Below are 25,883 nucleotides of genomic sequence, written 5' to 3'. Positions count from 1 at the left end.
AAGGAAAATTCTGTTTAAATATCAAGACACGCGGTAAATATTGACACGTTATGCAACATTTCGTGCCTTTTCAGACAGGTGTCGCTGGCGCGAAATGAATGGTGAAAACAGCTCCAGGCAGCGTATGACCGGGCCTTGCGGACACGATATCCACCGATGCTCCATGCAGCCGCAGGATTGCTGACACGAGGCTCAGCCCCAGCCCACTTCCCGGAACATGACGACTTTTATCCGAACGGTAAAAGCGTCCCATGACGGCCTTGCGCTCTTCTTCTGCAATACCGATTCCCGTATCGCTGACACGCAGCCAGCTCGATCCGTCAGCTCCCAGCCCCGCACTCAGCCGGACCGTTCCCGGCGCGGGCGTGAACTTGATCGCATTATCCACGAGATTGGCCAGAACCTCGTTCAGCAGGTCCATGTCTCCAAACAGCGGAACCGCTTTATCCGAGTCCACGACCTCAAGGAGAATGCCCTCCGTCTCGGCAATCGGTTCGTACAGATCCACCACCCCGGCCAGCAGTTCACGCAGATCAAGCATTGCAAACCCGGCCCGACGCCGCCCGTTCTCGATTTCACCGATCCGCAGCAGGGCCGTAATGACGGAGAAACACTGTTCCAGATCCAGCGTGGCGCGCTCTATCGCGCCCTGAAGCGCTGCGGGATCATTCGTAATCGACGACACCCGCTCCAGCCGGGCCTTTACCCGTGCCAGAGGCGTCCTCAGATCATGGGCAATGTCGTTGCCCACGTCCCGGATCTCGTCGAGCAGATGCTCCAGCCGGTCAAGCATCCGGTTGACCGATACCGCAAGTCGCTCGATATCGTCGCGTTCGCGTCCGGTCGGCAGACGTTCGTGCAGGTCTCCGTCCATGATGCGGTCGATCGCCTCATGCATATCCTTGACGCGCCCCAGCGCCCGATGGCTCAGAAAAATTCCCGCCATTAGGGCAAACACTACGATCGGCACCACAGACATCAGCGCCGCACGCTTGGTGATGTAGCGCAGTTCATTGGCCATATGCAGCGAACGCGCCAGAACGAGAATGCGGTCCCGGTTTCCCTGCGCGCCCTCTACCTCAACGGCCAGATAGCGCATTTCATAGGGCGTATCACCGGGAGGCGCGTCCCATAGACGCTGCGTTCTGGGCGAGACCTCCAGCCCGACGGGCCATTTCTTGATATCGCCCGCAATCCGGTTACGGTTCATGTCGAACAGCGCAGCCCCGTTGAGGATCACGCGCAGATCAGTCTTGCTGCGCTCGCGAACCTCATATTCAAGCTGGGCCGGACTTTCCTGAAGAAGCTGATCGGCTTCACGCTGAAGCAGATCTGTCGAGCGCTGCTGCTCGTATCCGTTCATCTGACCGTAGACGAGCCCGAACTGCAACGCCATTGCGGCGATGATCGCCACAACGAAGGCCAGCGTCAGTCGGAACGTCGCCGTCCGGAAAAGATCAGCCCGGAACAGTTCGGAAAAGCGCAGCTCAGCCCGTGACACGCAGACTGAACCCGGCGCCGCGAATACTGTGAATGAGCGGCGGCTCGCCGGGCAGATCAATCTTGCGACGCAGTTTTCCGATATGGACATCCACCAGATTCGTCTGCGGAACGAAACGGTAATTCCACACATCCTCCAGCAGCATCGTCCGTGTCAGCACCGTATCCGGACGGCGCATCATGTATTCCAGAAGACGGAATTCCCGCGGAAGCAGATCAATTTCCTGCGCGTTCCGGAACACCCGGCGCTCGATCAGATCCATCTCAAGCGGACCAACGCGGAGCACCGTCACACGACTGTCCGTCGGACGCCTCAGCAGAGCCTCCAGACGGGCAGCGAGTTCTTCCATGGCGAAGGGTTTGGTCAGGTAATCATCCCCCCCCGCCTTGAGGCCGCTAACGCGGTCATCCACGGCTGAAAGCGCCGAAAGCACCAGGACGGGAATGGTGATCCGCTGCGCACGCACGCTCTCGATCACCGTCAGGCCGTCCAGTTCCGGCAGCATCCGGTCTACGATCATCAGATCGAACTGCCCGGTACAGGCATGGTCCAGCCCCTCGACACCCGTCGCAGCCCGGGTGACGTCATAGCCGCGCGTCGTGAGTTCCTCCACGACCTCGGCCGCAATGCTGTCGTCGTCCTCGATCAGCAGAAGCCGGGGAGAAGGTTCGGAAAGGCGCTCAGGCGCCCCGGAGTCATGTGCGGACGTCATGGTCATCATCATCACATGGGGCAGCCCACCATGTCATCCAATTAAAATCGGTCTTAAGGCCGGAGCCTCAGGAAGAAGGCGGTTCGTCCAGCGCCTCTTCGATGTCGTCCGTCGTTCCGTCCAGCGCCCGCAGACGCCTCCCGAGCACGCGCGTCCGCCGGCGGGCTTCTTCGATCGTATTGCCCATCGTCCCGGCGTTGCGGTGCAGCTTTTCTAACACCTGGTCCATCCGCAGCATCTCCTGTCGCGTCGCCCCCAGAAGCCCGGCAATCGCCTCTGTCCGTTCTTCAAGCGTCAGCGTGACATATCCAAGATGCACGGTCCGGAGCATCGCCGGCAGAAGCGATGGCCCCATCACCATTACACGGTGCAGGCGCCCGATTTCGTCAATCACGCCAGGCATCCGGGCGATTTCGGCATAAAGCCCGTCAGTCGGCAGATACAGCACGGCAAATTCAACGGTCACGGGCGGAAGGATATATTTGGAGGCAATTTTCTTTGCCTCAAACCGGATCACGTTTTCCAGTTCGCGCCGCGCCTGACGTTCCGCCAGCGCATCCCCGGCATCCGAGGCATTCAGCAGCCTTTCATAGGCTTCGGTCGGGAATTTGCTGTCAATCGCCAGCCGTGGCGGCGTCTCCGTGCCCCGCACCGGCATCTTCACCGCAAATTCGACGTTCTCACCTGCCGTTCCGAGGCGGAAATTGGTATCATAGCTGCCCTCAGGAAGAATATCGTCCAGAATTGAGCGGCACTGCGCCTCGCCCCACCCCCCGCGTGTCTTCACATTCGAGAACAGCCGCTTCAGGTCACCGATCTGCGCCGTCACACTCGTGACCTCGCCCAGCGCCTTCTGCATGGCGCTGAACTGCTCCACCACGCGCTGGAAACTGGTCTGCATCTGCTTTTCCACAGCACCGTGAAGCTGCTCATTCACGGTCGCCCGGATGCGCTCGATCTGTTCATTCTGGCTCTGCGCCATCTCCCGCAGTGCATCCGATAGCAGGAGACGCCCTTCGGCCTGATCCTGCCCCAGATTACGGGCCAGCGTACTCAGCCGCTCGCTGGTTTCCAGCCGGAACTGGTCCAGCCGCCCCGACAGGACGCGCTCGACTTCCGACAGATGGGCCCGATGGTATTCAACGTCCTGCGAGCGCTCCTGAGCCTCACGCTCAAGAAGCCGCTCGAGCTGCCCGCCCCCGCTGCCGCCCCGCAGGATCGCCAGCAGAGCAACCACCAGCGCGACCGCCGCAACAATCCAGGGGAAAAACTGCGCCATTCCGGAAATATTCTCCTGCATGGCGCATGTCCTACCCGTTCAACGCAATACGGCCAATGCCACGCGTCTTACGGCTGGTGGATATTTCCGTAAGACGCCGCTCCCAGACCCGGGCACGAACACGGCGCCCCGAGCGGAACCTGTGTCGGCATTTTGCAGGTATAGATCCCGGCCTTGCAGGTATAACCATAGCCGGCAATGGGCGTGCCCGGCGGAATCGGCCCCGGCGCCGCCGTCCCGACACACGCTCCCAGCCCCAGAAAAGACAGACCTGCCGCAGTACGCAGAACATGACGGAAAACGGAACGAGACATAATGGATGTGTCCTTAAATCGACCGGATTGAAAACCGGACATCAGAGAAACGCAAACGGATCGCCGCGTCATCGGTTTCCGCCTGATCGAACGCCAGCATGGCAATCCTGTGGCAATGCCCCCTCAGCGATGCCCGCCTGCCGCCTGCCCTGCCGCCACACCACTTGCCCAGGCCCACTGAAAATTGTGCCCACCAAGCCAGCCCGTCACGTCCACGGCTTCCCCGATCGCGTAAAGTCCGGGAATTTCCCGGGCCTCCAGCGTCTGGGATGACAGGTCCCGCGTGTCGATCCCGCCGCGCATGACTTCCGCCTTGGCATAACCCTCGGTCCCGGCGGGACGGAGCTGCCAGTTCGAAATCCGCTCGGCCAGCGCCTTGATTGCGCGGTCCGGCTGGTTCGCCAGCATCGTATCGCCCATTCCCGCCGCCAGAACACGCGCCAGCCGCTGGGGCAGCGCTTCCAGCAGGCTCGGCGGGAGGGCTTTCGGTCGGTCTTTCTTCACCTTCAGCAGCACGTTCAGCGCATTCTGTCCCGGCAGCAGGTCAATCTGCGCCGCATCGCCGCTCTCAAGATAGGACGAAATCTGCAAAATTGCCGGGCCTGACACGCCGCGATGGGTGAAGACCATCCCATCCTCGAACCGCGGGCCTTTTTTGCCCACCCGCGCCACGATCGGCAGCGAAACGCCTGCAAGTTCCGGATCGGCATCTCCCAGAACCAGCGGCACGAGCGCCGGGGCCGTCGGCACCACGCGCAGTCCGAATTTCCGCGCCAGCCGCAGCGACAGGTCTGACGCCCCGAGCTTGGGAATGGACAGCCCACCAGTCGCAAGGATCACAGAGCCCGTGCGGATCTCGCCGCCATCCGTGACGACAATAAATCCGTGCTCTGCCCGGCGGACATCCAGAATCCGCGTCTGCATTCGGAATTCGCAGCCAGCCGCCCGACCCTCCGAAACCAGCATGTCCACGATCTGCCCAGCCGAGCCATCACAGAAAAGCTGCCCGCGCGCCTTCTCGTGCCAGGCAATGCCATAGCGGTTCACGAGCTTGAGGAAATCCTGCGGCGTATACCGCGCCAGCGCCGAGCGGGCGAAATGTCGGTTCTGGGAAATGAAACAGTTGGGGCCGGTTTCAAGATGCGTGAAATTGCAGCGTCCGCCCCCCGAAATCAGGATCTTGCGTCCCGGCTCCGGCCCGTGATCCAGAACCAGAACCCGTGCACCGTTCTGCCCTGAGACAGCCGCCGCCATCAGCCCCGCTGCACCTGCTCCAAGCACAATCACATCGGGATTCATCATCACAGGCCTCAAAAATCCAGATTGGCGTAATGCGCGGGCGGCGTGATGCCACTGACCTTATCAGACAGCAGACCCCGGAAACAGGGCCGGGATTTCACCCGGGCATACCAATCCTTTGCCGCGGGCGCCTTGGACCAGTTCACGTCGCCGATGAAATCGAGCGCCGACAGATGGGCCGCGGCTGCGAAATCCGCGAGCGACAGCGCAGGCCCGGCCAGCCAGGACCGCGTTTCCGCAAGCCAGCCGATATAATCGAGATGAAAGCGCATGTTCGCGTAACCCGCCCGCAGCGCATTGCCGTCTGGATGGCCCCGCCCGAACTGGCGCTTGTCCACCTTCTCGCCCAGAAGGTTCCGGGTGACTTCCTGCGCAAAACGGGTGTCGAACCAGTCCACGAGCCGCCGGGTCTCGACCCGCTCGGCAAAGGTGCGCCCCAGAAGCGGCGTATCGGGATAGGCGTCTTCCAGATATTCGCAGATGACACGTCCGCCAGGCACGGCAAGACCATTTTCCTCAACCAGCACAGGCACTTCGCCTGCCGGATTGAGACGGAGGAATTCCTCGCGCTGCTCCCACACCCGCTCGATGACGGGTTCGAACGGGAGTCGCTTCTCGGTGAGGGCAAGCCTCACAAGACGGCATTGCGGAGAAAGTGGAAGGTGATGCAGGATACGCATTGCCACTTTCTAAGTCAGCCGATACCCGCTCACAAGAGCCTCACCGACTGCCCGACACAGGTCCGACGATTTTCACGATGCCCGATCCCGTTTCCGCACCCTCTTCGACTGCCCCCATGCGCATCCGCGCACGCGGCCGCTCCTTCCTCGCGCTCGTCCTGTCCCCCGAGGCGCCCCTCCCCCTCTGGCTGAACGGCCTCGACTATCAGGTCGCCCGATCCGGCGGACTGTTCACCGGAAAACCGATCATTCTGGATCTCGGCCTCCTCAACGAAAACACGCCGGGTCTGGGCACGCTTCTGGACGATATCCGGGGCCGGGGTGTCCGGATTATCGGTCTTGAGGGTGGAAGCCGGCACTGGCCGGCTGTCGCGCACTGGGACTGGCCGGAAATGCTGGATGGTGGCCGGCCGGCCGGGGAAGTCGAGATTCCGGAAGATCCTTCTACCAGTGCAGCGGGGCCGGTTTCAGGCGGCGGGACCCTCATTATCGACCAGACTGTGCGGTCGGGTCAGAGCATCCAGCATATGCAGGGCGATGTGATTATCCTCGGATCGGTGTCTTCTGGCGCTGAAATCGTGGCTGCGGGTTCAATCCACGTTTACGGAACCCTGCGTGGACGAGCGATTGCGGGCGTGGGCGGGCAGTCCCAGAGCCGTATTTTCGCAAGCCGCATGCAGGCCGAGTTGCTGGCTCTTGATGGCTATTATGCCGTTACGGAAGACATTGATCCCGCGCTTCTGGGGCACGCTGCGCAGGCCGCTCTGGATGAGGACCGGGTCCGCGTGCTGCCGCTGCCTGCGTGATCCGGGCAATAACGTGACGTAGGCTGCCATGAAAGCACCCCTATTCGCAGGTTGCCGCGGGGTGTAAAACATTCATAGAATAAGAAATCGGCCCGCGTTGACCTGTTACAGGCAGGCGCAGACCGAAGAGACGTTTTTCTGGAGTATTCATGTCCAAGGTTCTGGTTGTCACTTCCGGCAAGGGTGGCGTCGGCAAGACGACATCAACCGCCGCGCTCGGCGCCGCTCTCGCTCAGAGCGGGCAGAATGTGGTGGTGGTTGATTTCGATGTCGGGCTGCGGAACCTTGACCTGGTCATGGGCGCCGAGCGCCGGGTGGTTTTCGATCTCATCAACGTCGTACAGGGCGATGCCCGCCTGTCGCAGGCGCTGATCCGCGACAAGCGTTGTGAGACGCTGTCGATCCTTCCGGCCTCCCAGACCCGGGACAAGGACGCTCTGACCTCCGAGGGCGTGGCCCGCGTGATGGACGAGCTTCGCGAGAAGTTCGACTGGGTGATCTGCGACAGCCCGGCCGGCATCGAACGTGGCGCACAGCTTGCCATGTATCATGCCGATATGGCCGTGATCGTCACCAATCCCGAAGTCAGCTCGGTGCGTGACTCCGACCGGATCATCGGCCTGCTCGACAGCAAGACCAAAAAGGCCGAACAGGGCGAGAAGGTCGACAAGCACCTGCTTCTGACCCGCTACGACCCGGCCCGCGCTGCGCGCAAGGAAATGCTGAGCGTCGAAGACGTGCTCGAAATCCTGTCCATCCCGCTACTGGGCATTGTTCCGGAAAGCGAGGATGTGTTGAAATCCTCCAATGTCGGCGCACCTGTCACTCTGGCTGCGCCCACGAGCCTTCCTGCCCGCGCCTATTTCGAAGCAGCCCGTCGCCTGAGCGGCGAGAAGCTCGAAGTCTCGGTTCCAGTCGAAAAGCGCGGTTTCCTTGACTGGCTTTTCAAGAGGGACGCATGAGTTCATGAGTTTTCTCGCAAATATTTTCGCACGACGCCAGCAGTCCAGCAGCGTCGCCAAGGATCGGCTCCAGATCCTGCTCGCTCATGAACGCAGTTCGGGGGGAGAAAGCGGTGAGTCCGACCTGATCCGTCAGCTTCACAAGGAAATCATGGAAGTCATCGCGCGCCATGTCGCCGTCGATCAGGACAAGGTCCAGATCAAGGTTGATCGTGGCAGTGGCTGCTCCATGCTCGAAATCGACGTCGAGGTTCCGCAGGAACTCAGCGGCAAGCGGACTTCCTAACACTGGACCAACTGCGGCCCGAAACGCCGCGCCTGAAAGAACGGAACAACACGGATGAGCGGCTTTCTTGGAAACCTCATGAACCAGGCTGTGGGCGCGATCGGCGGCCAGCTTGGCGATAAATTCGGCGGCAGCATCGGCGAATTCCTCAAAGGTGACGGCCTTAACATGCTGCTGAGCCAGGCCCAGAGCGCCGGGCTGACCGACAAGATCCACTCCTGGATCGGCAATGGCGAGAACCTGCCCATCACCACTGACGAGTTGCGCAGCCTTCTGACGGACCAGCAGATCCAGACGATCGTGGCCAAGACGGGCCTGCCCGCCGGGACAATCCTTCCTGCGCTGGCACAGCTTCTCCCGGCTGCCGTGGACAAGCACACTCCAGAAGGTCAGGCACCGTCAACAACGGCCTGATATCCGGTTCAGACATACAGGTCTGCAGACGCCCCGGTGGATGAATTCTGCCGGGGCGTTTTGCGTTTCGGGTTCAGGCTTTCTGCCCTTTTGGAACCGCATCATAGGGCTGCGGCTGTTCGATCGGGAAGCGGACCAGCAGGTAGGGCGTGACCCGGCGATCCTTGCCGCCATTGAACGACGCCAGACGGTTCCACTGCCCGAACGTGCAATAGACATGATCCGCCGTTGCGAAAATTCCGTCCGGTGACAGGGCGCGTGGATCACGGAGCATCATTGTGAAAGAGCCATCCTGATCGCGTCTCAGGATGCAGTCATGTTCGTAATTGGTCGTGTAAAGACGGTCATAGTCATCCAGCGCCAGTCCGTCCGCCACTCCTTTTTCGCCTTCGTCGCGGATGGCAGGCGCCAGGACGGTATCGTCTGACGTCGGGTCTGCCAGAAGGTCCACAGGCAGGCTGTAGAGCCGACGGCTGGTCAGGGGCGAGAAATAGAGATTTTTTTCGTCTTTTGTCAGGGCAATGCCGTCCACGCCTCCAGAGACCAGTTGCGGATGTCCGGGGAGGTAACGGCGCGGCTCGCCCTCGACAATGGCCATGAACCCGGCTTCCGGAAGAATGGCAGGATGGGTGGTCAGAACCCGCCGCGCCTGCTGGGTGGCGACATCAACGATTACGAGGGCAGGTTTTGTGCCGAAAGACGAGTCCGTCACGAAAACGGTCCCCTGAACGCCGTGCGACAGTGAGACCCGCAGGTCGTTCATGTGACTGTCCGGCAGCAGGGCGGGCGTCTTGAGGAGGATGTTGTGAGCGATCCGGTTTGTCGTCGGGTCAATACAGACGATCTTGGCAGCTCCGGGCTGCAGTGGATGTCCGGCGCGCTTGCCGTCATCAATCACCCAGAGCCGTCCCTGACGGTCTGTCGTCATGCCGTGGACAGAAACAAGGCACTTTGCCGGAACGGCCCCCGGAAGGCTCATCTCGGGACTTGGATAAGGCACGACCTTTCCGTCCACCAGTTCGCCGAGCGTGGCACCCTTGTGATCCACGGCGTGGCGGGGAAAGCCGACAAAGGTCCGGCCGTCCGGAAGCACCACGATCCCGGACGGACCGGGGCCATCGAACCTGGCCACAATGTCGAGTTCTCCGTAGGGGCCGGTTCCGTTGTCCTCGTTTCCGGCCGCCTGTGCCTGAGCAGCCGGCAGGGCCGCCGAAACCGCAAGAGACGCTGGGGCTGCCGAAGCTGCCCGCAGGAAATGACGTCGTTTCATGCGTACTCTCCGAAATTCATTTTCAAAACAAACCGTTTCCATAACGCCCGAACCGTGTAAGGAACGCCACAGGCCTTGCAAAATGTGATCGGAATTTTTCCGGAACCGGAAAATTATGTTGACCTTGCGCAAATACGAACCAATTTTGTGGCTCATATAAAATACTAACTTATTGCGTGGTAAAAGTGCTGACCCAGCTTTCCCTTCGTCATCTGACCCTTCTGGGGACCTCCCTTCTCGGCTCTACGTTCCTTCTCGTCACTTCTGAAAGCCGTGCTGCCACGCCGCAGCCGGCCCCGGCGCATTCTGCTCCGAGCGCGCACAAGCCGGTCCGCGCCACTCCGGTGACCAGAAAAGCGAAGCCTGCCCAGACCCCACGGCCTGAAACCGAGGTTGCGGGGGGTACGGAAGCGGTCGTTGTGACGGGAACGCGCGAGTTCGGCAAAAAGGCGCGGGATTCGATCGCCCCGGTCGATATTGTGACGAACCGTCAGTTGACGGGGACGGGTCAGCCCACGCTGCGTGACTCCCTGGCGCTGCTGCTACCTTCCCTGACCGTTCCGACAGGGGGCTTCGATGCCGGTGCCTTGACCGACAGCATTTCGCTGCGTGGCCTCAACCCCAACGAGACGCTCGTCCTCGTGGATGGCAAGCGGCGACACACCACGGCCAATATCTACGCAGATGGCGGACCGGCGCAGGGGTCCACACCTGTCGATATCGACATGATCCCCATGGCCATGATCGACCATATCGAAGTCCTGCGCGACGGTGCGTCTGCCCAGTATGGCTCCGACGCCATTGCGGGGGTGGTCAACATCATCCTCAAGAAGCAGAATCATGGTCTGACCATGCGTTCGAACACCGGGATCACGAGCGAAGGCGACGGTTTCCAGCAGGGCGTGTTCATTGATGGCGGCCTGAACCTGAACAATCGCGGTTTTGTTCATATCGGTGGCGATTTCGTCCATCAGGACCACACCTTCCGGTCCGGGAATGACAACCGCACCCACACCGACGTCAACCAGCTTCTGGGACAGCCCGAACAGACACGCGAGAGCGTCGCCGTCAATGCGGGCTATGACATTACCGATAATGTTCAGGCCTATGCCGGTGCGACCTATGCGCATCGTCATGCGGAATCCTACCAGAACTACCGCCTGCCTTCCTCGCTCGCCAAATATCCCGGCTATGCGGCGATCTATCCTTATGGCTATTCGCCCATCGAGGCTCTGGAAGAAGACGATTACGAACTCACGGCTGGTCTGAAAGGCACGCTGGCGGGCTGGCACTGGGACGTGTCGTCGGTCTTTGGTCGGGACTATGATGCCGTGAATGCCGAAAGCACCACGAATGTGGGGCTATACACAGCCACGGGCGAGACACCAACGTCGTTCGCTGCACAGTCCTTTAACAACACGCAGTGGACAAACAGCGTCGACCTCAGCCGCAAGTTCCACACGTCGTTCTGGCCGTATGCCATCAATGTCGCGGGCGGCGCGTCCTATCGCTATGAAGCCTATGCGATCGGAACCGGCTCTCCGGCCAGCTACAACTATTCCAGTTCGGACGGTTTTCCCGGCACCAACCCGGCCAATGCCGGGAAATGGTCCCGTGATGTTGCGGCGGGCTATCTCGACATCTCCACCAACCTGATGAAACACTGGCAGGTCGATCTGGCCGGACGCCTCGAGCATTACACGGATGTCGGCAACACCAAGACTGGCAAGGTCTCTACCCGTTACGATTTCAGCCCACGCTTTGCGATCCGCGGCACATTCAGCAATGGCTTCCATGCCCCGACGCTGGCGCAGGAACATTATTCCGCGCTGTCTGTCTCGCCGACCGCTGCCAGTGGCATCATCGCGGCAAACTCTCCTGGCGCACTCGCCAACGGCGCATCAGCATTGAAATCGGAATCCTCCACGAGCGCCGAAGGCGGCATCATTGTCGAGCCGGTCAAGAAGCTGCACGTCACTGTCGATGTGTACCAGATCGACCTGCGGGACCGGATTATGCCGGGTGGGTCCATCTACGGATCTCAGGCTCATAGCGCGCTTGAAATGGACGGGTTCAATCTGCCCCCGGGATCTGAAAACTGGACGGGCAGCCAGCTTGCCACGCACTGGTTTGCCAATGTCGCCAATACGCGGACGCAGGGACTTGACCTGACGGCGACTTATCCGACCAATTTCGGGCGTTATGGCCATGCGGACTGGGATGTTGCGATCAATCTGAACCGGACGCGCCTGCGCCATCAGGCAACCAGCACGACCGGAGCGCCGCTTCTGACCGCGCAGTATATCGCTTACATCACCACCGCGTACCCACGTAGCAAGATCATCTTCGGCGGTACCTGGCATTCCGCGCGCAACAAATGGGCGGTTTCCGTCCATGAGATCCGTTATGGCGAGACGACGTCTCAGCTCACCTATTATACCGGGCCGTATACCTACTCCACGAGCCACTACCTGGAGTTCCAGAATGTGCCGAAATGGACGACGAACGCCTCCGTGACCTACAATATCAGTCCCAAATGGAGCGCCACGATCGGGGGGAACAACATTTTCGCCAAGTTCCCGTCGGTTGTTCCTGAAGGAAACCGCTATCTCGGCGTGCCCAAGTACTACATGAGCACGTCGCAGCTCGGCATGAATGGCGGGTATTATTATCTGGACGTTTCAGCACGCTTCTGAGCAGGTCGGGGGAATGCGGAAAGAATGCCGCATTCCCCGATCCAATACCTAAATCAGGCTTTCCGCACCGTACAAAGCGACGCGATATGGCGTCTGCATAGTGCCAGATCAGGCGAAGCACTCTGTTTGCATGCCAGTTCGAAAGCCTGCGTTTCCCGTGCTGCCAGTGTGAGCGCCGGGAGCGACCAGCGATCCAGTGCCTGACCGAAAGTCGCTGTACGTTTGAAGAATACAGGCGGCTTCAGGGATTTCATGGCTTCGGCCCGTCCCTGACCATCCTGCACAGCCTGCGCGACTTTCTGAAGCCGTACCAGCACACCCAGAACCGTTCGCGCCACCGCAACGGGGTTTGCGCCGTCAGCCAATGCCCGCTCGAGGGCCTGATCGGCCATCATGCGATTTCCGCATAAAGCTGAAAACGCTGCATCTTCCAGTGAATTTCCCCCGGCATCGCCAACACAGTCCTGAACGGCCGGCAGATCAAGACGGCCATTCGGACCGGCATACAGCAGAAGTTTTTCGACTTCGCCTCGCACCCCGCTCCGGTCGGCCCCCAGTACGCCCAGAAGCCAGATGAGGGCATCACGGTCGATAGTAACGCCCGCCTGAGCGAGCGCTTCCGTCACGGTCTGGGAAAGGGCCCGCCCCTCTTCCGGATAGCAGGCAATGGACGCCACCTGTTTGTGGGCCTCCGCCAGAGCACGCAGCTTCGAGCGCGCCGTCACTCCCGGAGCCTCGATAACGACCAGAGCATCCGTACTGGCGTCCAATACCCGCTTGAACAGGGGAGCGAGGCTGTCCTGCCCGTCCCGCACCCAGACGACGCGTCGCCCCCCGATCAGGGAGAGCGCAGTGGCTTCTTCTTCAAGACGATCCTGCGTTTCCCGATCAAGTTGCGCCACCTGAAACGGATCATCTGTCGTTCCGGCAACCAGCCTGACCGCCTGCGCAGCCCGCTCCCGGATGAGGCCGGTATCGTCTCCATGAAGCACGATAGCCCGCCATGAGCCGGCATCGTCCAGTGTCCGCCCGATATTCCGTGCGTCGATTTTCACCACTTACTGGGCGGATGTACTGGTCGTGCTACGGGACAGACGGCCAGTGGCAGAGGCGGGGAAGCCGTCAACGCCAGTCCGGTCCGTAGCCGCATTCCCGTTGTCGTCAGGCATACGGTCGGTGTTCAGATAACGCGGCAGTTCATCAGGCGCCGCTTTCTCTGGCATGTTGTGACTGCGGAACCAGATCGCCAGCTGCTGCGTCACGGTCTGTGCCAGCGTGTCGGAAACACGCGCCTGAAGGGTTTCATCATTCAGGGTCTGGGCGAAATACTGCTCGAAGCTCGTATTGAAACCATCCAGCGTCGTCGCATCGCCCTGCGCCAGCATGCGCGGGTTCTGCTCCACCGTGATGAGAACCCAATGCGCCGAGCCCGTGCTTCGCGTCCGGCCTGACGTATTGTCCTGGTGGATGTCGACTGCTTCCTCATTCATGCCGGAATAGACTTTCAGCATGTATTTATGAGGATCTTCCGGCCCGGCGCCTGCCAGGTTTTTCTGCAAGGCCAGACGCAGCAGCTGGCCGTAACGCCCCGGAATGTTGTCCACATAAACCTGGGCCAACTCTTCCGACATGTCGGATTTCGGGGTCAGCTTTCCGTAGAGGGGTGAGAAACCACACCCCCCCAGCAGAAGAAAAGCCGTGAGCAGAAAAGTGCCGCGCCGGTCTGACATCACCCGGCCACCACGAAGTTGACGATCCGGTTCGGAACATGGATTTCCTTCACCAGACGCTTCCCTTGCAAAAGACGGGCCACGTTCGGCTCGCGTTTGGCAGCAGCAAGCACATCGTCCTTCGGTGCATCCGGCGGAACCTCAATGGTCCCACGCAGCTTGCCGAGGATCTGTACACCGATCGTCACACTCTGGACGGCAAGCCACTGGTCCTCGGCTTCAGGCCAGGGGCGGTCCACAACCAGCGCACTTCCCGGCTCGAGAACTGCCATCATGTCTTCGGCAAGATGCGGCATCATCGGTGCGGTCAGCAGACACAGAACACGCGCTGCCTCACGACGGGCCGCCGCAATGCCGTCTCCTTCGAGACGCTCGGCCTCCGCCAGCGCCGAGGTGAGTTCATGCAGGCGCGCCACAGCAACATTTGGTGTAAAAGCCTCAAGAGCTTCACCAACCGCAGCGATTGTCCGATGCGTGATGCGGCGCAGGTCTTCACCGGTCGCACCGTGGACGCTCTCGGCGGCATCGCGAGCCGCGACCGAGGCGACAAGACGATGCAATCTCTGACCGAAACGGGCAGCAGCCGCGACGCCGGAAGCTGTCCACTCCATATCCCTCTCGGGCGGGCTATCGGACAGAACAAACCAGCGGGCCGTGTCGGCGCCATAGTGCTCAATGATATCGACGGGCGACACCGTATTGCGCTTGGATTTGGACATTTTTTCAGAGCGGCCGATCTGCACCGGCGCTCCGGTATCCCGCCGCACCACCGTGTCACCACGACGTTCGACTTCCTCGGGATATAGCCAGCCGCTCTCGTCGCGGTAGCTCTCATGCGTCACCATGCCTTGCGTGAAAAGACCGGCAAACGGTTCGTCCACATCCAGATGGCCGGTTTCATGCATGGCCCGGGTGAAGAACCGTGCGTAGAGCAGATGCAGGATCGCGTGTTCGATACCGCCGATATACTGATCAACGGGGAGCCATCCGTTCGCTGCCGCCGGCACTGTTGGGGTCTCGGCATGAGGGCTGGTGAAGCGGGCGAAATACCACGAGCTATCAACGAAGGTATCGAATGTATCCGTTTCCCGGACAGCCGCCTTTCCGCAATGCGGGCAGCTCACATGCTTCCAGGTCGGATGATGGTCGAGCGGATTCCCCGGACGGTCAAAGGTCACGTCTTCGGGCAGGATGACGGGAAGCTGATCGTCGGGAACGGGAACCGGACCACAGGTCTCGCAGTGAATGATGGGGATCGGGCAACCCCAGTAGCGCTGACGTGAAATGCCCCAGTCGCGCAGACGCCAGTTCACGACGCCCTTTCCGGCCCCCAGACCTTCAAGGCGTTCAATAACTTTCGTACGCGCTGCTGCGGGGTCCAGTCCATCCAGGAAGCCTGAATTGAACAGGGTTGCATCGCCCGAAACGGCCTTTTTGCCCAGAACAAAGGTTTCGGCATCCTGTCCGGCAGGCAACAGGACCTGCGGAACCGGCAGGTCGTATTTACGGGCAAAATCAAGGTCGCGCTGATCGCCACAGGGACAGCCGAAAACCGCGCCAGTCCCGTAATCCATCAGGACGAAATTGGCGATCCAGACGGGAGCCGTCTTTTCGGGATCGAGAGGATTGGCAACGCGCAGTCCGGTATCAAAGCCACGTTTTTCAGCAGCTTCGATCACCTCTTCCGAGGTCCCGAGACGACGGCACTCCTCAATAAAGGCGGCGGCCTGCGGGTTGGTTTCTGCAACATTGCGAGCAAGCGGATGCTCAGCCGAAATACCGACAAAGCTCAGACCGAACAGGGTGTCAGGGCGCGTGGTGAAGACCTCGATGCTGTCGAGATCCGCGTCATAGCCGACGGGAGGCTGATGAAGAGCAAAACGCACCCGTGCGCCCTCGGAACGTCCGATCCAGCGCTCCTGCATTGTCCGGACACGCTCGGGCCAGCGGTCCAGCGTTTTAAGGTCATCCAGCAGAGGCTGGGCAAATTTCGTAATCTTCAGGAACCACTGGGAGAGCTTTTTTTTCTCGATCAGAGCTCCCGAGCGCCAGCCCCGGCCCTCAACGACCTGTTCATTTGCAAGAACCGTCTCATCGACCGGATCCCAGTTGACCAGTGAGTCCCGGCGTTCAACCAACCCGGCCGCCAGCATGTCGACGAACAGCTTCTGCTGTTTGCCGTAATACTCGGGAAGACAGGTCGCGATTTCACGGTCCCAGTCCAGAGAAAAACCGAGACGCTGAAGTGTGCCCCGCATGGTTGCGATGTTGTCCATCGTCCATTTCCCGGGATGAACATTGCGCTCACGCGCAGCATTTTCCGCGGGAAGGCCGAAGGCGTCCCAGCCCATCGGATGCATGACAGCAAATCCGCGGGCCCGCTTGTAGCGTGCGACTACGTCGCCAAGCGTATAGTTCCGGACATGCCCCACGTGAAGCTGCCCGGATGGATACGGGAACATCTCCAGCACATAGTACTTCGGACGATCGGCGGGAGGAACATCAGGAACTGCAAAAGTATTCCGGCGCTTCCATTCATTCTGCCAGAAGGGTTCGCGGTTCTGGAAATCGAATGCGGGGGCTGGGGTATCGTTCATGTCTGGCTCAGTTGTCCCGCTCGCCATTTTCGGCACGCAGCTGACGTGCACGCGTCAGGATACGGGTGGTGATATCGGAGGTTGTGGTAGCGGAAACGGGGGTGTCTTCCCACTGTCCATCCTGAAGAACCTGCCGGAAGACGGAAACCCGCAGGGCATCCGAACGCAGGCGCCGGTCCAGGACGTAGGCCGCAATCTTGAAACGCTCGTTCTGACTGGCGGAAGGCTGATACCAGTCCGTCAGAATGACGCCACCCACGGCATCGGCAGATGCCAGTGGCATAAACGACAGCGTATCAATCGCGCCGCGCCACAGATAGGCATTAACCCCGCCGCGAAGCTCGTCGGCGCCGCCCTCAGCTCCCCGGTCCACGCCCAGAAGATGATTGCGCGGGGCGGTCAGGGAGCTGGGATCACGTCCACCACCGCATGCGGAAAGTGCGGTAAGAGCCAGACATCCAAGGGCAAAGCGGGCCGCTGGTCTGTGAAAGGGTCGAAGAACGGTCAACTGGATGCGAGACATCATGGGTGGTCCTGCGGGCCGCGCCAGGGCCGGTCACGAGCAAGGATACAGACTGGCGAGGCCTGTAGCCGGCAACTTCTTGAGTGTTCATATCGCGACGGCGCCATAAGGCCAAGCACCTGAGAGAAGATGTCCCTAGCCTGCGACCACACCTGCCTGACGCAGTATCTCAGCCAGTCTCGTCTGCTGCACAGGTTTTGCAAACGTAAAGCGGCTGACAACTTTGGAAATCGTCAGGTCAGGCACCAGACGAAGAAGGTGACGGCAGACCTGTTGGGCCTCTTCGGGGAAAGTCCCCACTTCAGTCAAGGCGATAAGATAGTACACCAGAGCGCTCGGGCAGGACGGATACAGGCCGGAGATCAAACGCCCCATTGCAATGACGTCCTGATACTCTTCACCCAACAGCAGAACCATCATGAAAACAGGCCGCAGAAGTTCAAGGAACTGAGAACGGCATCCATTCTCCAGGAGGACCTTCACGCTGCAGTTTGCTGATTTGATGTCTCCCTGCAGAAGATTCATGACGACACCCGCCATCAGGATGTCAGGAGAATCCAGATGATTTCTGTCGTTGCGAGCGATACCCGCCATTGCGTTCTGAACGACTGATACAGCCATGGAATGTTTGGCGGGGTCATACATGAGGTATGCGGCCAGCAGGACTTCAACCGCATGCAAGTCTGGCATCAGCGCGACAGCCGCACGCACACTTCGCAATCCACGGGTGAAAATGGCGTCAGCTTCCACACCCCATTCGTTCTGGAAGCGGATATAACAGTACATCGCATCAATAAGAGCGATTGTCCCATCATCCTTTTCAAGATCGACAGCGCATTCCAGAAGAGAATCAATCCGCCCGAAGAGCGAAGAATCATGCCGCAGCAACAGTGTGAAAGCTCTCAGCGCCATACCCAGTGGAGACAGTTCGCTGTCCGGGCGCCCCGCAATACGCCGGGCCTCCGCAACGAAAATACTCCACTGCATGGCCTGCGCAGGAGCCATGATGCTGCTTTGGGCCTGCTCTGGAGCCAAAGACGGGAAGTCATAATGCGTTCCCCAGATGATGACACCGTAGCGTCGGGCATCCAGCACGCGCAGGATAAGACGGCTCTCAGCCCCCTCAGCCCCTCCGCGCAGATTTCCGGAGATAATATAGTCCGCGCCGAGCGCCTGATACATCATCGCGGCGTTGGCAGTGTCAGACGGGGGCAGCCCGGGAGACGAAACAATATCAAAGGTTCCCATATTTACGAACATGAGTTCCAGTTGATCCCGCAAAACTTCTCCATGCTGCAGAAGCTTTTCATCGGCACATGAGGGCGCCAGAAAAACCAGAGAAATCTTTCGCGGCTCTCCCGCAGGGCCATGCGAGGAAGCATAATGCAATGGGAGGACCAGCATTGGATCTGGTCGCTGCATGGGAATGGAAACGGACGTATCCGGACCGGGTGTGGACACGGCCGTCTGGGATGAGGTCTTCAGGAGTTCGCTACTGGAACTCTCAGTGCCGATACCATTGATCAGCGTCTGGGTTGCCGGGGCAAGAACATGCCCTTCGAGGCCGCCGAAGATGCACACCATCTGATCTGCAAGCGCCGCTGCGCGTGCCTGATCTCCACGACGAAGGGCAGTCTGTACTCTGGCTCGCCAGGCGACCTCATTGAGACTGTCGAACCGCAGAAGGCGTTCAGCCATCTCTGCAACCTGATCTGGATCAGTCAGTTCCCTGACAGCGCCTTCATAAAGCTGTTGAAGATGAGCGGTCAGACGCTCCCTCTGCTGGTTGATCCACTCATCGAGCGCGGGATCCACGCCTACCAGTTCGCCAAGCAGCGGTTCGTCTGGCAAAGCCACACTGTCGATCGTCCGAAGACTGGCTGTCAGAAGCCTTTCCGCATCCACGGAGGTCAGTGCAGGCTTCAGGGCGAGGGCATGTCGCTGAACGTCGATGACGTCCACGCCCAAGGGATTCAAGGCCTCCAGAAGACGATGGATTTCCTGCCTCAGGGAGGCGCGGGCCATGTCTTCGGGACGCTGGCTCCACAACAGTTCAGCCAGCCGGGAACGCAAAACAGGCTTTCGGTCGGAAAGAGCAAGAATGGCCAGAAGGGCGCGCGTTTTGCCCCCAACAGGCAGCACGCTCTCCCCCGTCAGGGTTTTCGCCTCCATCTGGCCGATCAGCTTCAGCCGCAGGAGGGTAGGGTCAGCCTCTCGGGCATGACGGGCCGAGCTGTCCATCATCTTCATCATCCCCACGGTCAGCGCCCCGTTGCCGAAAGCACAGAACCATCAAACCGCTTCAATATATCGCCGCAAGCAACGCAGATCATGGCCATTCTTAAACCTGTCAAACCTGCACAACCCCTTAGTCAAGAGAGATATCTGTAGGATGCCAGACGCGGATGCGCTCTATCCTACCCAGGATTTGGACTACCAGAAAAAACGGATCCCCTCCCCCTTGGCAGGAAAGAGGCATGGTGCAAGGCCGTAGCAGAAGCACCGCCTCCAAGAATACCCGCAAAAGGTTTAGATAGCCTAAACAAACGCCGTCATTCTCTCTTTAACCGCACACCAATCTCATGACCGCTCCGATTGTCCAGCCTCTCATAACGCATCGCTGAGGGGGGTCGTGATGATACTTCTTCCCTGAAGATAAAACAGACATGGTTGCAGAAACAGCATACCCACTATATGATTTTGATGGTTTGTCCGCGTAGCTCAGCAGGATAGAGCACAGGATTCCTAAGGTTTTGAATTGGGCGCCATGATGGGAAACCGCATGGTGGATTTGCTCAAATTCGGGGAACGCTCTGATCGTCTCGATCGTGCCAATCCCGAGCCAAGCGTTCCGGTGCGCTGGAACGAAGGTGTAGAGACTGTACGGGCAACACCTTGGCTGCGGTTTCCGCAGTCGTGGTGAAGAGACAGTCCAGACCACGAACATGCTTCGCGGCATGGCGGTGAAAGCCGAAGTGGTAAGAATCCTGGGGCCGGAGGTTCGAATCCTCTCGCGGACACCACCATCCCTTGGGGGCTTTTCTGCAAGAAGGCAGAAATTCTCCCTGTTTTAGAACCTGTAAGCCAAATATATAACAGCAGCCTGCTCTGTGGCATCTGCTTTTTGTGCGTAAGGTTTCAGGTTCATGCCCTCCTCTTCTCACTCTCATTCGTTCCGCCTGACACCGACGGATTATAGCGCTCTGGTGGAACGGGCGACTGCCGGGCCCGAACTTTACTGGAAGCGTGAAAGCGAGAGACTGTCCTGGAACACCGCGCCGACGCACGCCCAGTGCGAGAAGCAGAGCTGGTTTGCCGGTGGGATGCTCAATGCAAGCGTCAACTGCCTGGACCGCCACCTCGAAACCCGCGGCGATCAGAAGGCCTTGGTCTGGCAGGCTGAGGACGCCGGACGCGTGCTGACTTTCACGTATAAGACCCTTTACGAACATGTCTGCCGGATGGCGAATGTCCTGCGGGATCAGGGCATTCAGGCAGGCGATCGTGTTGCCATTCATCTGCCTTCCGTTCCTGAAGGCCTGATCGCCATGCTCGCCTGTGCCCGGATTGGCGCGATCCATGTGGTTCTCTTCGGCGGGTTTTCTCCCGAAGCCATTGCTGACAGATTGGCTGACAGCGGTGCTGCTCTGGTGATCACAGCCAATGTCGGGCGACGGGGCGCCAAAAGGATTCCGTTCAAGGCCACACTGGATGCGGCCCTCGACCTCCGGCCGGAAACCCTTGCCGTCAACGCTGTCCTGGTAGTAGGCGTGACGGACGACGAGGTCGGTATGAAACCTGGGCGGGACAGATGGCTTGCCTCCCTTCTTGAAAAGGCCGCACCTGACTGCGCGCCTCAGAACATGCCATCCTCGGCTCCGCTGTTCCTGCTTTACACTTCGGGAAGCACCGGCAAGCCCAAGGGCGTCGTGCATGGCACCGGTGGTTATCTGGTGTGGGCATCCTACACGCATGAACTGGTGTTTGATCATCAGGACGGAGACATTTTCTGGTGCACGGCCGATATCGGCTGGATCACGGGCCACACTTACGGCGTTTACGGGCCCTTGCTGAACGGCGGGACGGTTCTGTTGTTCGAGGGCATGCCGTCCTCTCCGGCGCCAGGTCGCTGGTGGAATGTGATTCAGGATCACAAGGTCACGACGTTCTATACGTCTCCGACAGCCATCCGTGCGCTTATGCGGGAAGGCGATGCTGTCGTGCAGCGTTACGACCTGTCTTCGCTACGTGTTCTGGGGACTGTGGGCGAGCCGATCAGCCAGGAAGCTTGGTCCTGGTTCAATGACCATGTCGGTGGCGGGCGCTGCGCTTTCGTTGACACCTGGTGGCAGACTGAAAGCGGCGGCATCATGATTTCTCCCGTTCCGGGGGCCGTTCGTGAAAAACCTGCCTCAGCAACGCTCCCCCTCCCCGGCGTGCATCCTGTTCTTCTGGACGAAAAGGGTACGCTGCGGGAAGGCGCCACAGAGGGCGTGCTTTGCCTCAAGGGTTCGTGGCCTGGACGCGCCCTCTCCATCTGGAACGATGATGGTCTTTTCGAGCGCACCTATCTTCAGCCTTATCCGGGATACTATTTCACGGGTGACGGCGCACGCCGTGACGAAGACGGGTATTACTGGATTACCGGGCGGGTGGATGACGTCATCAATGTCTCGGGACACCGGATCGGCTCTGCTGAAATCGAAGATGCGCTGGCGACTGAAGTGACCATTGCGGAGAGTGCTGCAATCGGCATCCCGCATGACCTCAAAGGACAGGGGATTGTTGTTTACGTCGTCCCGCGCGATAACGCGCCCGACGATCTTCACATCCGGGCGGCGAAAGCGATTACGTCGAAAGTGGGTCGCTATGCGGCGCCCGAGCGGATCCATGTCGTGCCGGACCTTCCCAAGACCCGTTCGGGGAAAAGCGTCCGGCGTCTTCTCCGCAAGATCGCCTGTGGCGAGACTGAAGGGTTTGGCGATCTGTCCACTCTCGCCGATCCCGAGATCGTGGAAGCACTGATCCGCATCATCCAGACGCCCCAAGACTGACTGTTCAGAACTGGCGGGGTTCAGACATCAGTCGTTGCACTCGATGTCTGAACCGGGATGAGCGCATCGCTCAGAACGCCGAAGACAACATGCATGAAATAGACGGAAAACGCGGCCACCAGCAGAACGGCAAACAGTTTTCCAAAAACTCGGAACGCCCCCAGGATCAATCCACCCAGAAGCAGAAACAGCAGAACCGTCTGGACCTGCCCCTGTATTCCAAGACTGCCCAGCACGGAACGGGCCATGACCTCGATGATGGCCACGCCGGCCACCACAACGCCCAGCAGGCCAAGGATCAGACCCCACAACGTATCGAGTATGGATTGCATCACGTAATCTAGCACCGACAGAAAGAGGACAAGATCACTCCACAAAGCCATTCTCCGCGGCTTTGGTCAACTGTCATCTGCAGCAGGGATAGACGAATGTGAGGGTGACCGTTACGAAAGGTGATCTTTTCCTGACCGGATTTCTGATTTCATGAGTCAATTATGACGAATTCGCCTGCCCTGCTGCTGACGATCGTTCAGTCCATTCTCCCGATTCTCGTGACATTGGGCTTTGGCTATTTCGCGGCATACCGAAAAGATTTTGACGCCCAGCAGGCTGGTGTTCTGACACGTCTGGTCATGCTGTATGCACTTCCGCTGGAACTGCTGGTTTCCATCCTCAGCACGCCGCGCGGCCAGGTTCTGGCGGCAGGACCCGTTGCCGCCCTGATCCTGCTGGCCATGGTTGGGGGCTATGGGCTGATCTTTGCCATCCTGCGCGGCCTCCTGAAACGCCGCCTCGGGGAAGCGGCACTGATCGCAATGACCATAACCGGTCCATCCGTCCCTTTCATTGGCATTCCCGTTCTGGGTCAGATTTTCGGTCCTGCCAGTTCCGTGCCGATTTCAATCGCATCTTTGGCCATGAATCTGGTTCAGCTCCCGATCACACTGATCCTGATGGGGCATGACCGAGGCAGCAACCACCGCGTTGGAAATGACAGCGAAGCCCGCAATGATTTCCGCGAACTGTTCGGACATCTGATACATTCATGCCGCGAACCCGTGGTGTGGGTGCCCATGATGGCTCTTGTTCTAGTCAGTGCAGGGGCTTTCCTGCCCCAGTTTCTCAAAGGCTCGCTTCAGCTTCTTGGACGTACGACAGGCGGTGCGGCGCTCTTCGCCTCAGGTGTGGTTCTTTTCACCCGTCAGGTAAAGTTCAGCCCTCTGGTGGGGGTCATTGTCAGTGTCCGGAACGTTGTCATTCCCGGCATCATTTATGCACTGGCCCGGCTATGGCATCTGCCCCTGCCTGCACTGCAGGAGAGCGTCCTGACGATGGCCATTCCCAGCGCCTCCATCAATGTTATCCTCGCCATGCGATATCATGTTCTGGAACGTGAAATTGCATCCGTTCTGTTCTTCGGGACGTTATCTTCAATCTTCACCATGGCGTTTTTCATTTGGCTGACAGGTGCATGAACAGTTTTCTTTTTGTCTGTACGGGCAACATCTGCCGCTCTCCTCTCGCTGAACTCGTCATGCGCCGGGAAGCGCGGGAACGCGGCTTGAACCTCGATATCGACTCTGCGGGGACAGGACACTGGAATCTGGGCGAGGCTCCGGATCCACGTGCCTGTGCGATAGCGACCCTGAAAGGGCTGGACGCATCTCCGCTCCGCGCGCGCCTCGTGACAGAGCAGGATTTCAGCCGTTTTGATCATATTATTGCCTTGGACCGTTCCCACCTCACAGCTCTCAGAAAAATGCAGCCGCGTCATTCAAAGGCCCGTCTTTCACTGATGCTGGACCACCTTCCCAATCGAATCGGACAGGACGTTCTTGATCCTTATTATGGACCTGAAGAAGGCTTCATCCGAACCTGGGAAGACGTCGAGGCCGCCTGTGTCGCACTTGCAAACGCTACTCTAGGACCGCACCCCAAAGATTGATGGTGCGGCAAATCAATAACGGAGAATTTCATGTCATCCAGACCCGGCATTCTGACAATTGATCCGATTCTCCCGTTTATGAAAGAACGGCTGGAACAGTTTTTTGACCTCCATCCATACACGTCACTTGAAGAGCTGAAAGTTGTTGCTCCAGTCATTCGCGGGATCACGACAGGAGGCGGTTCAGGTGTTCCTGCCGCCATCATGAACGCCCTGCCCAATCTTGAAGTCGTTTCTGTCAATGGCGTAGGGACCGATCGCATTGATCTTCAGGAAGCAAAGCGTAGAAACATCCGCGTTGCCACGACCCAGGGCACCCTGACAGATGATGTAGCTGATATGGCCGTTGTTCTGATGATGACGGTGATGCGGGATGTCGTGAACAATGACCGGTTCGTCCGGGCGGGAAACTGGCCCAATTCGCCCCTTCCCCTGAGCCGTAGTCTTACAAAGAAAAAGGCTGGCATCGCTGGGTTTGGCCACATAGGACAGGCCATTGCTAAACGTGTCTCGGCTTTCGGCATGGAAGTGGCCTATTTCAATTCCCATGCAAAACCTGAAACCGCTTACCGTTTCGAGCCAGATCTGAAAGCACTTGCAGAGTGGTGTGATGTCCTGATCCTGGCAGTCTCAGGAGGGCCACGTTCTGCAAACATGATCAATGGCGACGTCCTGACATGCTTGGGCAAAAATGGGGTCCTGATCAATATCGCCCGAGGCACAGTAGTAGATGAAGAAGCACTTCTGGTAGCCTTGAAGGAAAAAAGGATTGCTGGCGCCGGTCTGGACGTTTTTCAGAACGAACCCAACATCAACCCTGCTTTTTTCGCTCTTCCGAACACTGTTCTGCAAGCCCATCAAGCCTCAGCGACCGTAGAAACCCGGACAGCAATGGGCAATCTGGTTGTCGAGAACCTGATCGCCTATTTCACTGATGGAAAGCTCCTGACTCCCGTCATTTGAGCTCAAGCTACAAACTGTTCGGCAATGATCCGCTCTGAAAGGCCGTGATCAGGATCGAACAGGATCGTAGCCTTCCGGCTGCGGTCTTCCCGCACCACGACCTCGGCCACATCCCGAATTTCTGTGAAATCTGCTACGGCCGCGGTCGATCGTTTTTCCGTATCCAGAAGTGTGAGCTTTACGACAGCAGTCGACGGCAAAAGAGCCCCCCGCCAGCGTCGGGGACGAAAAGCGGAAATTGGCGTGAGAGGAAGGATATTGGAGCTCAACGGCACAATAGGTCCATGAGCAGAAAGATTATAGGCCGTAGAACCTGCAGGAGTGGAAACAATAATTCCATCGCAAATCAGTTCTTCAAGACGCGTTCGGCCATCGATTTCAATTTTTATACGGGACGTCTGTCTCGTTTGTCTGAAAAGAAAAACATCATTAAACGCCAATGCGCTTCTAACCGCCCCGGAAGCGGTCGTAGCAGTCATGTGTAAAGGATGAAGAACTGAAGGCTGAGCATTTTCAAGACGACGCAACAGGTCCTCTTCATTGGCAGCATTCATCAAAAAACCAACAGTCCCGTAATTCATTCCATAGATGGCAATACTTCTATCCAGAACCTTATGAAGCGCTTCAAGCATGAAGCCATCCCCCCCCAGACAAACAACAAAATCAGCGTTATGAATCTGGGAATTTCCATATCTCTGCGAAAGCCGCTCTAGAGCTAACTGAGCAGTGTCGTTAGAGGAGGCAACAAAATGAATTTTCATACTCGCAGTCATATCAATCTGGTTTCCGCTAGGAACACTCTCGCATCAGCAAAGAGTTTAGCAGGTTCTTGCTTCCAAATGGGAGTGAGAG

At 58.9% G+C, this 25,883-nt stretch carries 24 protein-coding genes; 10 read left to right on the top strand and 14 right to left on the bottom strand.

Annotation, left to right across the window (positions count from 1 at the left end):
• Positions 1-70: 70 nt before the first annotated feature.
• The 6 genes from GAL01_RS04295 to fzlA all read right to left on the bottom strand — a co-directional run bounded on the left by GAL01_RS04295 (position 71) and on the right by fzlA (position 5,785).
• Complete coding sequence (locus GAL01_RS04295; RefSeq protein WP_099253111.1) at positions 71-1,471, bottom strand: sensor histidine kinase; 1,401 nt, start codon at positions 1,469-1,471, stop codon at positions 71-73.
• 16 nt (positions 1,472-1,487) lie between these two features.
• Positions 1,488-2,219 carry a response regulator transcription factor gene (locus tag GAL01_RS04290; RefSeq protein WP_099253109.1) on the bottom strand — a complete coding sequence of 244 codons (732 nt, stop codon included), beginning with the start codon at positions 2,217-2,219 and terminating at the stop codon, positions 1,488-1,490.
• Between the two features lie 61 nt (positions 2,220-2,280).
• Entirely contained in the window at positions 2,281-3,513 is a 1,233-nt protein-coding gene (locus GAL01_RS04285) for a DNA recombination protein RmuC (RefSeq protein ID WP_062027260.1), read from the bottom strand.
• Positions 3,514-3,560: 47 nt separating this feature from the next.
• A complete protein-coding gene (locus tag GAL01_RS04280) occupies positions 3,561-3,806 on the bottom strand; it encodes a hypothetical protein (protein ID WP_062027258.1) in 246 nt (81 codons plus the stop codon).
• Between the two features lie 123 nt (positions 3,807-3,929).
• Entirely contained in the window at positions 3,930-5,105 is a 1,176-nt protein-coding gene (locus GAL01_RS04275; protein WP_062027262.1) for a BaiN/RdsA family NAD(P)/FAD-dependent oxidoreductase, read from the bottom strand.
• Positions 5,106-5,116: 11 nt separating this feature from the next.
• Positions 5,117-5,785, bottom strand: coding sequence for an FtsZ-binding protein FzlA (gene fzlA, locus GAL01_RS04270; RefSeq protein ID WP_062027256.1), 669 nt, complete (start codon positions 5,783-5,785; stop codon positions 5,117-5,119).
• A 77-nt stretch (positions 5,786-5,862) separates the two neighbouring features.
• Between fzlA and minC the strand changes: the two genes are divergently transcribed.
• The 4 genes from minC (at position 5,863) to GAL01_RS04250 (ending at position 8,253) form a co-directional block, all read left to right on the top strand.
• On the top strand, positions 5,863-6,591 hold the full coding sequence (gene minC, locus GAL01_RS04265; RefSeq protein WP_099253091.1) for a septum site-determining protein MinC: 729 nt from the start codon (positions 5,863-5,865) through the stop codon (positions 6,589-6,591).
• Between the two features lie 149 nt (positions 6,592-6,740).
• A complete protein-coding gene (gene minD, locus GAL01_RS04260) occupies positions 6,741-7,553 on the top strand; it encodes a septum site-determining protein MinD (protein ID WP_062027254.1) in 813 nt (270 codons plus the stop codon).
• A gap of 4 nt (positions 7,554-7,557) precedes the next feature.
• Entirely contained in the window at positions 7,558-7,839 is a 282-nt protein-coding gene (gene minE / locus GAL01_RS04255; RefSeq protein ID WP_062027252.1) for a cell division topological specificity factor MinE, read from the top strand.
• A gap of 54 nt (positions 7,840-7,893) precedes the next feature.
• A complete protein-coding gene (locus GAL01_RS04250) occupies positions 7,894-8,253 on the top strand; it encodes a YidB family protein (RefSeq protein WP_062027250.1) in 360 nt (119 codons plus the stop codon).
• Between the two features lie 73 nt (positions 8,254-8,326).
• Here the strand turns inward: GAL01_RS04250 and GAL01_RS04245 are convergent, their stop codons facing one another.
• On the bottom strand, positions 8,327-9,523 hold the full coding sequence (locus tag GAL01_RS04245; protein WP_062027247.1) for an SMP-30/gluconolactonase/LRE family protein: 1,197 nt from the start codon (positions 9,521-9,523) through the stop codon (positions 8,327-8,329).
• A 176-nt stretch (positions 9,524-9,699) separates the two neighbouring features.
• Here GAL01_RS04245 and GAL01_RS04240 point away from each other — a divergent pair, with 176 nt between their 5' ends.
• Entirely contained in the window at positions 9,700-12,219 is a 2,520-nt protein-coding gene (locus GAL01_RS04240) for a TonB-dependent receptor plug domain-containing protein (protein ID WP_373317647.1), read from the top strand.
• 53 nt (positions 12,220-12,272) lie between these two features.
• On the opposite strand, the gene holA is transcribed toward GAL01_RS04240, so the two are convergent.
• The 5 genes from holA to GAL01_RS04215 form a co-directional block, all read right to left on the bottom strand.
• Positions 12,273-13,274 (bottom strand): DNA polymerase III subunit delta, encoded by a 1,002-nt coding sequence (gene holA, locus GAL01_RS04235; RefSeq protein WP_062028070.1) that lies wholly within the window; start codon positions 13,272-13,274, stop codon positions 12,273-12,275.
• A 3-nt stretch (positions 13,275-13,277) separates the two neighbouring features.
• Positions 13,278-13,949: a hypothetical protein gene (locus GAL01_RS04230; RefSeq protein WP_062028066.1), complete on the bottom strand. Its 672-nt coding sequence runs from the start codon at positions 13,947-13,949 to the stop codon at positions 13,278-13,280.
• Entirely contained in the window at positions 13,949-16,546 is a 2,598-nt protein-coding gene (gene leuS, locus GAL01_RS04225; RefSeq protein ID WP_062028063.1) for a leucine--tRNA ligase, read from the bottom strand. Before leuS ends, GAL01_RS04230 begins: the two co-directional genes overlap by 1 nt.
• 7 nt (positions 16,547-16,553) lie before the next feature.
• Positions 16,554-17,072, bottom strand: coding sequence for a DUF3576 domain-containing protein (locus tag GAL01_RS04220; protein ID WP_062028062.1), 519 nt, complete (start codon positions 17,070-17,072; stop codon positions 16,554-16,556).
• A gap of 132 nt (positions 17,073-17,204) precedes the next feature.
• Positions 17,205-19,313: an AfsR/SARP family transcriptional regulator gene (locus GAL01_RS04215; RefSeq protein WP_174694438.1), complete on the bottom strand. Its 2,109-nt coding sequence runs from the start codon at positions 19,311-19,313 to the stop codon at positions 17,205-17,207.
• Between the two features lie 538 nt (positions 19,314-19,851).
• Here GAL01_RS04215 and GAL01_RS15645 point away from each other — a divergent pair.
• Together GAL01_RS15645 and acs are read left to right on the top strand one after the other, a co-directional pair.
• Entirely contained in the window at positions 19,852-19,992 is a 141-nt protein-coding gene (locus GAL01_RS15645; protein WP_156476371.1) for a hypothetical protein, read from the top strand.
• A 223-nt stretch (positions 19,993-20,215) separates the two neighbouring features.
• The gene (gene acs, locus GAL01_RS04210; protein WP_062028058.1) at positions 20,216-22,123 is read left to right on the top strand and encodes an acetate--CoA ligase; all 1,908 of its coding nucleotides are present in this window, start codon (positions 20,216-20,218) and stop codon (positions 22,121-22,123) included.
• Between the two features lie 20 nt (positions 22,124-22,143).
• Here the strand turns inward: acs and GAL01_RS04205 are convergent, their stop codons facing one another.
• The gene (locus GAL01_RS04205; RefSeq protein WP_062028056.1) at positions 22,144-22,455 is read right to left on the bottom strand and encodes a hypothetical protein; all 312 of its coding nucleotides are present in this window, start codon (positions 22,453-22,455) and stop codon (positions 22,144-22,146) included.
• Positions 22,456-22,617: 162 nt separating this feature from the next.
• On the opposite strand from GAL01_RS04205, the gene GAL01_RS04200 reads away from it, so the two are divergent.
• Genes GAL01_RS04200 through GAL01_RS04190 form a run of 3 tightly spaced genes read left to right on the top strand, consistent with a single transcriptional unit; the run spans position 22,618 to position 25,031 of the window.
• Positions 22,618-23,598, top strand: a complete 981-nt coding sequence (locus GAL01_RS04200; RefSeq protein WP_062028054.1) for an AEC family transporter — start codon at positions 22,618-22,620, stop codon at positions 23,596-23,598.
• Positions 23,595-24,068, top strand: a complete 474-nt coding sequence (locus tag GAL01_RS04195; RefSeq protein WP_062028053.1) for a low molecular weight protein-tyrosine-phosphatase — start codon at positions 23,595-23,597, stop codon at positions 24,066-24,068. Before GAL01_RS04200 ends, GAL01_RS04195 begins: the two co-directional genes overlap by 4 nt.
• A 30-nt stretch (positions 24,069-24,098) precedes the next feature.
• Positions 24,099-25,031 (top strand): 2-hydroxyacid dehydrogenase, encoded by a 933-nt coding sequence (locus GAL01_RS04190; RefSeq protein ID WP_062028052.1) that lies wholly within the window; start codon positions 24,099-24,101, stop codon positions 25,029-25,031.
• Between the two features lie 2 nt (positions 25,032-25,033).
• On the opposite strand, the gene GAL01_RS04185 is transcribed toward GAL01_RS04190, so the two are convergent.
• Positions 25,034-25,792, bottom strand: coding sequence for an NAD kinase (locus tag GAL01_RS04185; protein ID WP_062028050.1), 759 nt, complete (start codon positions 25,790-25,792; stop codon positions 25,034-25,036).
• Between the last annotated feature and the right edge of the window lie 91 nt (positions 25,793-25,883).

Source organism: Gluconobacter albidus (assembly GCF_002723915.1).
Classification (GTDB): domain Bacteria; phylum Pseudomonadota; class Alphaproteobacteria; order Acetobacterales; family Acetobacteraceae; genus Gluconobacter; species Gluconobacter albidus.
This window is presented reverse-complemented; position numbering and strand designations above follow the sequence as displayed.